Genomic DNA, 12,357 nt, shown 5'->3' on the forward strand with positions numbered 1-12,357 from the left:
CCCGGTCAGTCGGCCAGTTCGCGCGCGTAGGCGGTCACAGAACGGGTGTAGCGATGCAGGTGGGGCGCGAGGGCGAGCAGGGCGACGGATGCGGCTCGCCGCTCCTCCCCAGCGCTCGCGAGCGCCAGAGCGAGGAACGCGCTGACCTCGTCCCGGTAGGGCGCGTCGGGATGAACGCGGTGCTCGTCCTCGATCAGCGCGAGCGCCCTGGCGGTGTCGCCGAGGTTGCGGATGCTGCTCGCCATCTGGATGACGGCCTGCGGCCGATGCTTGTCGTCCAGGCCGAGTTCGAGGGCGTGCGCGTAGAGCGGAACCGCTTCGTCGGGTCGGCCCGCCGAATCGCGCGCTCCGGCGCGTTCGAACTCCGCGCGGGCGTCATCCGTGCCCCGTTCGGCTGCGAGGGCGTCGATGCGCGCGATGACCTCGTCGTCCACCATCGAGCCGACTGCAGCCGCCCATACCGCCGCGACGCGCTCGTTCCACGGCTCCGCCGTGTCGGCATCCGTCATGTCGTTCTCAGCTCCTCGGGAGAAGACGAAGAGGCCGGATGCATGCGCATCCGGCCTCTTCGTGGGGTTCTACTCGGTGTCGGCCTTCTTGGCCGCCGCCTTCTTGCGAGGGGCGGCCTTCTTCTTCGGCTTCTCCTCCTCGGCGATGATGTCATCGGCGACCTGAGCGGCCTCGACGATCTCCTCGGCCTCCTCGACGGTCTCAGCCTCGGCCTCTGCCTCTGCCTCATCGGCCACGACGAAGTCGGACAGGTCGACGGGCTTGCCGTCGGTGTCGGTGACGACGGCCTTGCCCAGGACGATCGCGAGGGCCTTGTTGCGGGCGACCTCACCGACCATCGACGGGATCTGGCCGTTCTGGCTGAGCACCTCGACGAACTCCTGCGGGTCCATGCCGTACTGCGCAGCGCCCTGGACGAGGTACTGGGAGAGCTCGTCCTGGCTCACCTTGACCTCCTCCGCCTCGGCGATGGCGTCGAGCAGGATCTGGGTGCGGAAGGTCTTCTCGCTGGACTCGGCGACCTCGGCGCGGTGCTCGTCGTCCTCGAGGCGGCCTTCTCCCTCGAGGTGGCGGTGCACCTCGTCCTCGATGAGGCCGGCCGGAACCGGGACCTCGACGAGCTCGGTGAGCTTCTCGACGAGGGCCTCGCGGGCCTGGCCGCCCTGGCCGAAGGCCTTCTGGCGGCTGACCTGCTCCTGCAGGCTCGCCTTCAACTCGTCGAGCGTGTCGAACTCGCTGGCGATCTGGGCGAAGTCGTCGTCGGCGTCGGGAAGCTCGCGCTCCTTGACGGCGGTGACGGTGACGGTGATCTCGGCGGTCTCGCCCTCGTGGTCTCCGCCGAGCAGCTTGGACTCGAACGTCGTGGTCTCGCCAGCGGTCAAGGAGTCGAGCGCCTCGTCGATCCCCTCGATGAGATCGCCCGAGCCGAGCTCGTAGGAGATGCCGCTCGCGTTGTCGACCTCGCCACCGTTGATGGTGGCGATGAGATCGATGGTGACGAAGTCGCCCGTCTTGGCCGGACGGTCGACCGTGATGAGCGTTCCGAAGCGGCTGCGCAGGTTGTCGAGCTCCTCGTCGACCTCGGAGTCGCCGACCTCGACCGCGTCGACCGTGACGGCGATGCCGTTGTAGTCGGGGAGCACGAGCTCGGGGCGGACATCGACCTCGACGTCGACCACGAGGTCGCCGGAGTAGTCCTTGTCGCTCGGCCAGGTGACGATGTCGGCCTCGGGACGGCCGAGCGTGCGGAGGTCGTTCTCCTCGACCGCCGCGCGGAAGAAGCCGTCGAGACCCTCGTTGACGGCGTGCTCGAGCACGGCGCCCTTGCCGACGCGCTGATCGATGATGGGCGGCGGGACCTTGCCCTTGCGGAAGCCGGGGATGTTGACCTGCTCGGCGATGTGGCCGTAGGCGTGGGTGATGCTGGGCTTGAGCTCTTCAGGCGTCACCGAGATGGTGATCTTGACGCGGGTCGGGCTCAGCTTCTCAACCGAAGTGGTCGGCATGGGGAGGATCTCCTGTAGATGTCTTGTCAGTGTCGATCGCGGCGACTGGTCGGGGCGACAGGATTCGAACCTGCGACCTCCCGCTCCCAAAGCGGGCGCTCTACCAAGCTGAGCTACGCCCCGAGTCGCTTCTCAACTCGTCGGGTCACACGCCAGCGCGCGTCGAGACGCCCGATATGCGGGGGAACCTCGAGAAGTCTACTGCACCCGTGAGACCCCGGAGTCGGCGCATCCGCCCCCGCCTGAACCTCGAGCGTCACGTTCTGTATTACGATGTTGCGAGTGCCCGAAAGGGCCGCGGGGATGTAGCTCAATGGTAGAGCCTCAGTCTTCCAAACTGATCACGCGGGTTCGATTCCCGTCATCCCCTCCCTCGCGCAAGAGCGCTCCCCCTGCCATCCAGCCCCTCGCGCGTTCGCCGTTGACTCATTCGTCAGCTACCTGACAGGATTGGTTCGCTACCGAACGAACGAGAGAGGGATGTCATGTCGCACGCACGCGTCGCGCTGGTCACCGGGGGGAATCAGGGCGTCGGCCTCCAGCTCGTCAAGGAGCTGACAGCTGCCGGAGTCCACGTCTACCTCGGTTCTCGTGATCTCGATCGCGGCCGAGCCGCCGCCCGAGAAGTCGGAGACGGCGCCGTCGCGATCCAGCTGGACGTGACGGACGCGGCTTCGATCGCCGCCGCCGCACAGCGCATCCGCGACGACGAGGGTCGTCTCGACCTGCTGGTCAACAACGCCGGCATCTCGAACACGCAGAAGGGCGACCGGTCGCTGGAGGAATACCGGAAGCTCTCGCTCGCCAGCAACGCATCGCTCGACGAGGTGCGCCAGGTGTGGGAGACGAACGTCTTCGGCGTGCTCGCCGTGTACCAGGCGATGCTGCCGCTCCTCCGCGACTCAGACGACGCCCGCATCGTCAACGTCTCCAGCGGAGTCGGATCCCTGACGGCGAACGCCGACCCGAGCTACGCCTATCACGCGAACTTCGGGCCTATCTATCCCGCCTCCAAAGCGGCTCTCAACGCGATCACGCTCGCGATGATGGTGGAGCTCGAGTCGAGCGACATCAAGGTCAATCTCGTCTCGCCGGGTTTCACCAGCACGAATCTCAACGGCTTCGAGGGCACCGAATCCGTCGAGGACGGCTCCCGCGAGGTGGTGCGCGTCGCCCTACTGGGGCCCGACGGCCCATCGGGGACGTTCACCCGATGGAACGACCAGACGATTCCTTGGTGAGCACCTCGCGATCGGCCCGAGTGAACGTGATTGCTCGCCGCGCAGCCTGCTGACGGTGTCGGATGGCCATCGAGAACGAGCAACAGCACGACTCCCCCGGCGCATGGGCCAAGCGCTACCACCTGGCGAATCGGGCGGCGATCGAAGCCATCCTCCGTCCATACGATCTCGGCTCGACGCAGTGGTACGTGCTGCACCGTCTCTCGCACGACGGCCCGACCATGCAGCGCGACCTCACTCGTGCGTTGCAGGTCGAGCGGGCGACCCTCAGCGCGATCGTCGCGACACTGGTACGCAAGGGCCTGATCGAGCAATCGCCGCACTCCGTCGACCAGCGACAACGCGTCCTCGAGCTGACCCCGGCCGGTCGCGACTTGTGGGACGGCCTGCCCGACCCGATCGCTCTCACCCAGGCCGTCTCGTTCTCCGGCGTCGATGCCGATGAGCTGGCCACCACAGTGCGGGTGCTCCGAGCTGCGACACGGCGCCTGACCGAAAGCCTGTCCGACGAGTCCTGACCGTCTCGGCACCGGCTTGCGCACCGACCTATCCACCTCGGATAGGTTTCCGTCACCCCCGTCCGGGTGTCCCCCGGTCGGGGCTAGATTCGCAGACGGCCCTACCCGCCTCGCCCGCACCGGTGATACCCGAATCACCGTCGATCGTGAGCGCCGACGTCTGGATGCGTTGGCGGGTCAGCCCATCCACGGATGCGCCGCCCGTAACCCGAAGACGGGCGGGGCATCCGTGTATTTTCATCAGTATCCTGATCCCCGGGCCATTCGCGGGGACGGGGTGCGCTGCTCTCGGACGGTCCCACGAGGAGGACCATGCCGGGTCAGCGACCCACCGCACCGGGTTCCTTCCCGCGACCGGGCCTGGCCGCGTCCGACCGACCGGATGCCTGCGCCGAAGCGGCCGCGCGCGCGACCTCGTCCTTCCTGACCGTGACGGGCGTCGCCGGCGTCGGGACGACCACCTGGCTGCGTCAGTTCATCGCCGCGCACCCGCGCCAACGCGTGATCAGCCTCAGCGCCGACGTGGCCGAGGCGCAGTTCGCCTACGCCTTCGCCGACAAGCTCGCCCACGCCGCCGGACGGCGGGAGGGTGCCGTCGGCGCATCCGGCGTTCCGGACGCGATGAGCGTGGGACGCGTGCTGGTCGCCGCCCTCACGGCGGGAGGTCACCGACGCGTGCGGCTCGTTCTCGACGACGCGCAGTGGATCGATCACGACTCACTCAGAGTGCTGCGCTTCGTGCTCGCGCGACTGTCGCGGTCGGGTGCGAGCGTCGCGATCGGCGGCAGCACTCCGGGCGCGGATGAGGCCGCCCGAGTGATGATGGCCGACTCGGCCGACTGGGACCTGGTGCGTTCCGTGCGGTTGCGCCCGCTCGATGCGCCGGGCGTGCGGCGCTACGTCTCCGAGCTGCACGGGCGGGAGGTGTCTCTGCGGCTCGCGGAGCGCATCCGTTCCACAGCGGGCGGCCTGCCGCGGCTGGTCGACGCCGTGGTGCTCGCAATGGAACACGCGAGCCCCGGCAGACGCTGGGAGGAGGACGCCGAGGTACCGGCCCTCCTGGACGATCCGTTCTCGGGGTGGAAGATGGCCTCGACTCCGGAGATCCTCGCCGCTGTGCAGCTCGCCGGAGTGCTGGGCCATCCGGTGCCCCGCAGGGAGCTCGAGGCCATCGCCGCACGTCTGTCGCGCGAGATCGACGTCGATGGCGCGCTGACGGCGGGTCTCCTCGTCGAGGACCACGACGAGCTGCGCCCCTTCCACGACCTGTACGGAGCCGAGATGGCGCGCACCGTCGACGCCGCCGATCGGAGTTCGGTCGCGGCCGCTGCCGCCTCGACGCTGTCCGATCCGCACCGAGCACTCGCGGCCGGCCTGGCCGGCGCCGAGCGTCTCGACGACGATCTTCGCCAACGGATGCGCCACCTCGTCGACGATGCGATCGAATCGGGGCGCGCGGCGCTCGCCATCGCCCATCTGCGTTCCGCCGCCGCCGTGACCGTCGGGAGGGAACACGATGAGCTCGTCGTCGAGGTGTGCCTCCTGGCTGCCGCCGCGATGCTGAGTCCCAGTGTCATCGACCTCATCCCCGACCTCGAGGCCATGACGCCCGACCCGGTGCGCGACCTCGCCCTGCTGTCGACCCGGCAGATCCTCGGAGAGACCGCGTGGGCATCCGCGTATGCAGCCGAGCTCCTCTCGGGTGACCTGCCCCATCCCGACGAACTGCTGCTGCGCATGCAGGCGTCGATGAGGGCGACGACCATCCAGCTGACGTCCGAGGACCGCTCCGCCGTGCCGGAGATGCTCACGCAGACCCGGGTTCTCGCGGCGCGTCTGGTCGAGAGGGGACTTCCACCCGTAGACCGACGACTCGCGCCCTTGGCCGACGCGAGTGCGATCATGCTGCGCTGCACCGGGCTCGCGCTCGTCGTCGCCGCTCGCCGAGGCGACCGGGACGGTGTGAAGGCGGAGCTGGCAGCCCTGTCCACCCTCATCGCATCGGCGCGGGACTCCGCCGCGCTCGTCGACGCGCTCACCTGCCGCGCAGCCCTTCGGGCGGCGGCGGGTGAGATCTCGCTCGCCATGGCCGACGCCGAGCGGGCGGTGACCCTCGTCGAGACCGGTCGCAGTGGATGGAGCAACGGTCACGCACGCGTCATCCTCGCCTACTGCTATTGGATCCAGGGCCGCTATCCGGCGGCGACCGAGACCGTCGAGGCGGCCATCTCGACGGTGTTCGACTCCCCCGACGTCGCATCCAGGCCACTGGTCTATCTGGTGCGGGCCCTGCTCGCCGCGACGGCGGGCGACGCCGATGCCCACGCCGGCGCCCTCTCGACGGCGGGCGCCGTCACTGTCACGGGTTACGACACCTTCGGCGTGCCCCTCGAGTTGTTGGCTCGCCTGGAGGAGGCGCGCGCGACGGAGCGGTGGCAGGACGTGGTCGACCTGTTCGATGACGAACGACTGACCGACCGCTGGATGGCGGACCGCAGCGTCCTCAGCTACCGAGTCGACGCGCTCGCGGCGCTCGGACGAGCGGAGGAAGCCGACCGCGAGCTGCGCCGCATCCGGACCATGGTCGGGAGCGGATGGACGCCCGTTCACGGCTCCCTCGAGTGGCTCGAGGGTCGCGTCGACGAGGGGTACGGGCTCATCGAGCCGGCACGCCGCGCCTTCCTGCGCGCCGCCGCGCTGCGCTTTCCCCCGCTACCCGCCGCGATAGCCCGCTTCGATGCCGGTCGCATGCAACTGCTCGTCGGAGACCGCGACGGCGGACGGCGGTCCGTGCGCGCCGCGCTCGCGGAGTTCCGAGCGCTCGGCGCCATCCCCTATGTCCACCGCGCCGTCGACCTGCTCGACGGAAGGCCCGGAACGCCGCCGCCCCTGGCTGAACTCGAATCACTCACCTCGCGTGAGCGCGAGGTGGCCGTGCGGGCGGCCGACGGCCGAACGAACGCGGAGATCGCCCACGAGCTCTTCCTCTCGGTGCCGACCGTCCGCTTCCATATGCGGAACGTGCTCGCCAAGCTCGGCATCGCATCCCGGCGCGAACTGGCACCCATCATCGGCGCAGCGCGGCGCCGCTGAGCCGGCGTCGCGTCGCTTTCCGCGTACGGTGGTGACAGGAACGACGGCGGCGAGGGATGGGGCGGGCTGATGACGACGGATGCTCGCCCACGACCGGCAGCGGCCGACGCCGCCCGCCCTCCCCTGTCCGCGGCCGACGAGCTGCGCCTCGCCGGGCTGCGTCGGATGAAGCGCATCGCCGGCTCCCTGCTGGGACTCGCGGCCGTCGTCTTCGCGGTCTCCTTCGCCCTGCAGGATGCCTACCCGTGGCTGCAGTACGTCCGGGCGGCGGCGGAGGGTGCGATGGTCGGCGCCATCGCCGACTGGTTCGCCGTCACGGCCCTGTTCCGCTATCCGCTGGGCCTGCGGATCCCGCACACCGCCATCATCCCGAACCGCAAGGACGAGATCGGTGCGAGCCTCGGCGAGTTCGTCGAGACCAACTTTCTCTCCGAGGAGGTCATCCGCGGAAAGCTCGCCTCCTTCGACGTGGCCAACCGTCTCGGGGCATGGCTCGCCCTGCCGCAGAACGCCGAGCGTCTCACCGCCGAGGCCGCGGCCGCCGCTCGCGGCGTCATGACCCTCCTGAGCGACGACGACGTCAAGGACCTGATCGAGAAGCTCGCCAGGCGTCATCTCGTCGAGCCGGAGTGGGGGCCATCGATCGGCCGCGTGGGCTCGCGTCTGGTCGCAGCGGACCAGCAGCGGGCGGCGATCGACCTCGTCCTCGATTCGCTCGAAGCGTGGCTGGTCGCGCATCCGGAGGCATTCGGGAGCGTGGTGTCCGGGCGCCTGCCGCGCTGGGTACCCGGTTTCGTCGGGGGCTTCGTCGACGACCGCACTCACCGCGAGGCGCTCGGGCTGGTGCACGCGATCCGCGATGACCCCGATCATCCGTTGCGCGCATCCGTCGACCGCTACCTCACCGGCCTCACCGACGACCTGCAGCACGACGACGGCACGATCGCCCGGGTGGAGGCGCTCAAGGCGGACCTCATCGACAGCCCTCGGCTGCGCGAGCTCGCCGACGAGCTGTGGGCATCCGTCAAGGTGAGCCTGGACGAGTCGCTCGCCGACCCGGACAGCGCGCTGCGGGTCGGCATCCGTTCCGCCGTCGCCGAGGTGGGAACGCGAGTACTCACCGATCCGATCCTCTCGGCCAAGATCAACGCCTGGCTCGCTGATGCGGCGGCGCACATCGTGTCCACGTACCGCCACGACATCGCCGCGGTGATCACCGAGACCGTCGAGCGGTGGGATGCCCGCGAGACGACCGAGAAGATCGAGTTGCAGGTGGGCAGGGACCTGCAGTACATCCGCATCAACGGAACCGTCGTCGGTGCCATCGCCGGCGCGGCGATCTACGCCGTCGCGGCCGGGATCCACGCCCTGTTCTGAGGCGCTGGTCTACGTCGTCGCGGCGAGTCCCCGGTTGATCTGCCGCGCCCAGAACGGACCGCGGTAGAGGAACCCGGTGTAGCCCTGCACCAGGGTCGCGCCAGCCGCCAGCCGCTCACTGACGTCTTCAGCGGTCTCGACCCCGCCGACGGAGATGACGCAGAGCCCGGGGGGAACGACGGCACGGATGCGCCGCAGCACCTCGAGCGATCGGCTCGCGAGGGGGGCACCGGAGAGACCGCCTGCTCCCGCCGCGTCGACCACGGACCGATCGGTCCGCAGTCCCTCCCGCTCGATGGTGGTGTTGGTGGCGATGATGCCGTCCAGGCCCAGGTCGACGACGAGCGCGGCGATGCGGTCGACCTGCTCGTCGTCGAGGTCGGGCGCGATCTTGACCAGCAGCGGGGTCGACCCGGCTGACGCCTTCACCTCGGTGAGAAGCGGTGCGAGGAGGTCGAGCTCCTGCAGCCCGCGCAGGCCGGGGGTGTTCGGCGACGAGACGTTGACGACGAGGTAGTCGGCAAACGGCGCCAGCAGGCGCGTCGACGCCCGGTAGTCGCGGGTCGCGTCCTCGACAGGCGTCACCCGGCTCTTGCCGATGTTCACGCCGATGATGGGACGGTCACGACGGCGGTGCAGTCGCAGCAACTGCAGGCGGGCCGCATCCGCTCCCTCGTTGTTGAATCCCATGCGGTTGATCACGGCGCGATCCGGGATGAGCCGGAACAGGCGCGGCTTGGGATTGCCCGGCTGCGCCTGCGCGGTGATGGTTCCCACCTCCACGTGGCCGAACCCGAGCCGGCCCAGCCCGATGACGGCCTGCGCGTTCTTGTCGAAACCCGCCGCGACGCCGAACGGCGTGGGGAAGCGCAGCCCGAGGGTGTCGACCGGATGCGTCTCGGCCGTTCCGACGATGCGAGCGGTGATGCTGTCGATCACCGGCAACCCCAGGGCACGGATGACCATGAAGGCGAGGTGGTGCGCCTTCTCCGGATCCATTCGGGAGAGCACTCGGCGGAACAGCCAGTCGTACACGGCTACTCCTGCGGACGGGCCGGGAGGTGGCCGTGCTCGTCGCGGAGGCCCGCAATGGCCGACTCGAAGTCGTCGAGCGACTCGAACGCCTGGTACACACTCGCGAAGCGCAGGTAGGCGACCTCGTCGAGCTCTCGGAGCGGCTGCAGGATGGCGAGGCCGATGTCGTTCGCCTCGATCTGCGACGCGCCGGTGGACCGGATGATCTCCTCGACCTTCTGTGCCAGCACAGCGAGATCGGAGTCGGTCACGGGACGGCCCTGGCACGCTTTACGGACGCCCGAGACGACCTTCTCGCGGCTGAACGGCTCGACGACGCCACTGCGCTTGATGACGGCGAGGCTGGCCGTCTCCGTCGTGGAGAACCTCCGGCCGCACTCGGGGCACTGGCGTCGACGACGGATGCTCAGGCCGTCGTCGCTGGTGCGGGAATCGATGACGCGGGAGTCGGGGTGACGGCAGAAGGGGCAGAACATCGTGTCTTCAGCCTAGTGGGGAGGGCTCAGCTGAAGCGGGCCCGCACGGCGTCTCCGTGGGCCGGCAGCACCTCGGCCGCCGAGAGCGCTGCGATGGCGTCGGCGACTCCCGAGAGCGCCTCCCGGTCGTACTCGACCACCTGCTGCGAGCGGAGGAAACTCGCCGCGTTCAGCCCCGCCGAGAAGCGCGCCTGGCCACCCGTGGGCAGCACGTGGTTGGAGCCGGCGGCGTAGTCGCCGAGGCTCACGGGCGAGTACGCGCCGAGGAAGATCGCCCCGGCGTTCTCGATGCGCGCGAGCACAGACTCGTTGTCGCGGGTCTGGATCTCGAGGTGCTCCGGCCCGAAGGCGTCGGAGAACGCCGCTGCCTGCTCGAGGTCGTCGACGATCACGATCGCCGACTGCTCGCCGCCGAGCGCCGCAGCGACGCGTTCGCGATGCGTCGTCGCCGACGCCTGTCGTTCGACCTCGGCCAGCACCGCCTCCGCGAAGGCGGGCGCATCCGTCACCAGCACGGCCGCGGCGAGTTCGTCGTGCTCGGCCTGGCTGATGAGGTCGGCAGCCACCCAGCGGGCGTCGGCTGAATCGTCGGCGATCACGAGGATGTCGGTGGGTCCGGCCTCCGAATCGATGCCGGTGCGGCCGCGGACGAGCCGCTTGGCCGCGGCGACGAACACGTTGCCGGGGCCGGTGACCAGTTGCACGGGGGCGAGCCCGATGCCGGGGACACCGTAGGCGAGCGCCCCGATCGCGCCTGCACCGCCCATGGCGTACACCTCGTCGACACCCAGCAGTCCGGCCGCGCCGAGGACGGTGGGATGCACGCGCCCGCCGTGCTCGCGCTGAGGGGGCGAGACGAGCGCGATCGAGCCGACGCCCGCCACCTGGGCCGGCACCACGTTCATCACCACGCTGGACGGGTAGACCGCCTTGCCGCCGGGAACGTAGAGGCCGACGCGGCCCATCGGCTGCCAGCGCTGACGGATGCTCGCGCCGGGAGCGAGCTCGGTGACTGTCGCCGGGGGCACCTGCGCTTCGCTCGCCAGCCTCACCCGACGGATGGTCTCCTGCAACGCGTTGCGGACGGCGGGCTCGAGCGACTCCACCGCTCCGGCGATCTCGCCAGCGGTCACACGCAGGGCGGTCGGGCGCACTCCGTCGAACCGTTCCGACTGGGCGAGAAGAGCCTCCTCGCCCCCGCGGCGCACCTCGTCGATGAGCTCGGCGGCGCGCTCGCTCGCCACCCCGACATCCACGGCGGCGCGTGGGACGAGGGCGAGCAGGTCGGACGTGGAGTGCGAGCGGCCCCGGAGATCGATCGTGTGCAGCATCGTGCCCAGTTTAGGTTTCCCCGTTCGTCGCGCCCGCCGTGTGACGACGAGTGTCCCGCCCACGAGATGGTGGTGGCGTGCGTGGCAGGATTGGAGGACGCCCATGACTGATTCAGCTGCCGCTCCTCCCTCGGTCGGCTTCGGCGACGCCGGAACGCCCGATGACCTGCTCGCCTTCAAGCAGGCCTTCCGTCGTCACGCGGCCGGAGTCGCCGTCGTGACCGCCCTGGACCCCGATGGCGCTCCCGTGGGCTTCACGGCGACCTCGCTCGCCTCCCTCGCCGCCGTCCCGCCCCTGGCCACGTTCAACATGGCCAAGTCGGCCAGTTCGTGGCGCGCTGTGTCGGAGACGGAGCACGTCGTCATCCACATGATGGGTCGTCGCAATCGCGCGCTCGCCGACATCATGTCGGGCGATGCCGCTCATCGCTTCGACGGAGACCACTGGACCCTGGGGCCGCACGGGCTTCCCGTCCTCCGCGACGTCACGGCGTGGATGGAGGGGCGCATCATCGAGCGCGTGCCGGTGCACAACAACGCTGTCGTCGTCGTGCAGATCGAGGCCGGCGCCCTCGGCCCGATCGACGCACCGCTGCTCTATCACGAGCGCCTCTACCACTCGCCGGGCGAAGCGCTGTAATTCCCGTTCTGGAGGGCCGGTAACGTGGGCGGGTGAACATCCGTCACCCCGCGCCACAGGACCTGCCCGGCATCTATCACGTCTGCCTCGCGACCGGCGACGCGGGGGCGGATGCCACGACCCTGCACCAGAATCCCGATCTGCTCGGTCATGTCTACGCCGGAGCGTACGCCGTTCGCCACCCGGAACACGGCTTCGTCGTCGCGGACGAGCTGGGTATCGCCGGCTACGTGCTCGCCGTTCCCGACACCCGTGCGTTCGAGAGCTGGCAGGAGGCGGAGTGGTACCCGCCCCTGCGCGCCCAGTACCCCTGGACCGACGCAGACACGCCCGACGGGCGCCTCATCCGTCTCCTGCATGCACCCGAGCGTCGAGCGGCCGGCGCCCTGGACCGCTGGCCGGCGCACCTGCACATCGACCTGCTGCCGCGGCTCCAGGGCCGGGGGCTCGGACGCGAGCTGATCTCGCGCGCGCTGGACGGTCTCCGCGCGGAGGGCGTGCGGGGCCTGCACCTCGCCGTCGACTCCCGCAACACAGGCGGGCAGGCATTCTACCCGCGGGTCGGACTCACCCGGCAACCCGACGAGACGGATCCCGGGGTCATCCTGTTCACCGTCGACCTGGCCTGACG

At 69.9% G+C, this 12,357-nt stretch carries 11 protein-coding genes and 2 tRNA genes; 7 read left to right on the forward strand and 6 right to left on the reverse strand.

What is annotated here, in order from left to right; genetic code table 11:
- Positions 1–5 precede the first annotated feature (5 nt).
- The 3 genes from E6C70_RS04775 to E6C70_RS04785 all read right to left on the reverse strand — a co-directional run bounded on the left by E6C70_RS04775 (position 6) and on the right by E6C70_RS04785 (position 2,138).
- Entirely contained in the window at positions 6–509 is a 504-nt protein-coding gene (locus E6C70_RS04775) for a tetratricopeptide repeat protein (RefSeq protein WP_136422721.1), read from the reverse strand.
- A 69-nt stretch (positions 510–578) separates the two neighbouring features.
- Positions 579–2,015 carry a trigger factor gene (tig, locus tag E6C70_RS04780; RefSeq protein ID WP_136422723.1) on the reverse strand — a complete coding sequence of 479 codons (1,437 nt, stop codon included), beginning with the start codon at positions 2,013–2,015 and terminating at the stop codon, positions 579–581.
- Positions 2,016–2,061: 46 nt separating this feature from the next.
- Positions 2,062–2,138, reverse strand: a tRNA-Pro gene (locus tag E6C70_RS04785).
- Between the two features lie 176 nt (positions 2,139–2,314).
- Here E6C70_RS04785 and E6C70_RS04790 point away from each other — a divergent pair.
- From E6C70_RS04790 to E6C70_RS04810, 5 genes are all read left to right on the forward strand, one after another.
- Positions 2,315–2,385: transfer RNA gene (locus E6C70_RS04790), tRNA-Gly, on the forward strand.
- Positions 2,386–2,500: 115 nt separating this feature from the next.
- Positions 2,501–3,256 (forward strand): SDR family NAD(P)-dependent oxidoreductase, encoded by a 756-nt coding sequence (locus E6C70_RS04795; RefSeq protein WP_136422725.1) that lies wholly within the window; start codon positions 2,501–2,503, stop codon positions 3,254–3,256.
- Between the two features lie 62 nt (positions 3,257–3,318).
- Positions 3,319–3,774: a MarR family winged helix-turn-helix transcriptional regulator gene (locus E6C70_RS04800; RefSeq protein ID WP_136422727.1), complete on the forward strand. Its 456-nt coding sequence runs from the start codon at positions 3,319–3,321 to the stop codon at positions 3,772–3,774.
- A 312-nt stretch (positions 3,775–4,086) separates the two neighbouring features.
- Entirely contained in the window at positions 4,087–6,867 is a 2,781-nt protein-coding gene (locus E6C70_RS04805; RefSeq protein ID WP_136422729.1) for a helix-turn-helix transcriptional regulator, read from the forward strand.
- Between the two features lie 69 nt (positions 6,868–6,936).
- The gene (locus E6C70_RS04810) at positions 6,937–8,244 is read left to right on the forward strand and encodes a DUF445 domain-containing protein (protein ID WP_136422731.1); all 1,308 of its coding nucleotides are present in this window, start codon (positions 6,937–6,939) and stop codon (positions 8,242–8,244) included.
- 9 nt (positions 8,245–8,253) lie between these two features.
- Here E6C70_RS04810 and E6C70_RS04815 read toward each other — a convergent pair whose 3' ends face one another.
- Genes E6C70_RS04815 through hisD form a run of 3 tightly spaced genes read right to left on the reverse strand, consistent with a single transcriptional unit; the run spans position 8,254 to position 11,086 of the window.
- Positions 8,254–9,279 carry a quinone-dependent dihydroorotate dehydrogenase gene (locus E6C70_RS04815; protein WP_136422733.1) on the reverse strand — a complete coding sequence of 342 codons (1,026 nt, stop codon included), beginning with the start codon at positions 9,277–9,279 and terminating at the stop codon, positions 8,254–8,256.
- 2 nt (positions 9,280–9,281) lie between these two features.
- Complete coding sequence (gene nrdR, locus E6C70_RS04820; protein ID WP_136422735.1) at positions 9,282–9,755, reverse strand: transcriptional regulator NrdR; 474 nt, start codon at positions 9,753–9,755, stop codon at positions 9,282–9,284.
- Between the two features lie 26 nt (positions 9,756–9,781).
- Entirely contained in the window at positions 9,782–11,086 is a 1,305-nt protein-coding gene (hisD, locus tag E6C70_RS04825) for a histidinol dehydrogenase (RefSeq protein WP_136422737.1), read from the reverse strand.
- Positions 11,087–11,189: 103 nt separating this feature from the next.
- On the opposite strand from hisD, the gene E6C70_RS04830 reads away from it, so the two are divergent.
- Together E6C70_RS04830 and E6C70_RS04835 are read left to right on the forward strand one after the other, a co-directional pair.
- Entirely contained in the window at positions 11,190–11,726 is a 537-nt protein-coding gene (locus tag E6C70_RS04830) for a flavin reductase family protein (RefSeq protein WP_136422739.1), read from the forward strand.
- 32 nt (positions 11,727–11,758) lie between these two features.
- On the forward strand, positions 11,759–12,355 hold the full coding sequence (locus E6C70_RS04835) for a GNAT family N-acetyltransferase (protein ID WP_136422741.1): 597 nt from the start codon (positions 11,759–11,761) through the stop codon (positions 12,353–12,355).
- Positions 12,356–12,357: the final 2 nt, after the last annotated feature.

Origin of the sequence: Orlajensenia flava, assembly GCF_004801905.1 — a bacterium.
GTDB classification, from domain to species: Bacteria; Actinomycetota; Actinomycetes; order Actinomycetales; family Microbacteriaceae; genus Orlajensenia; species Orlajensenia flava.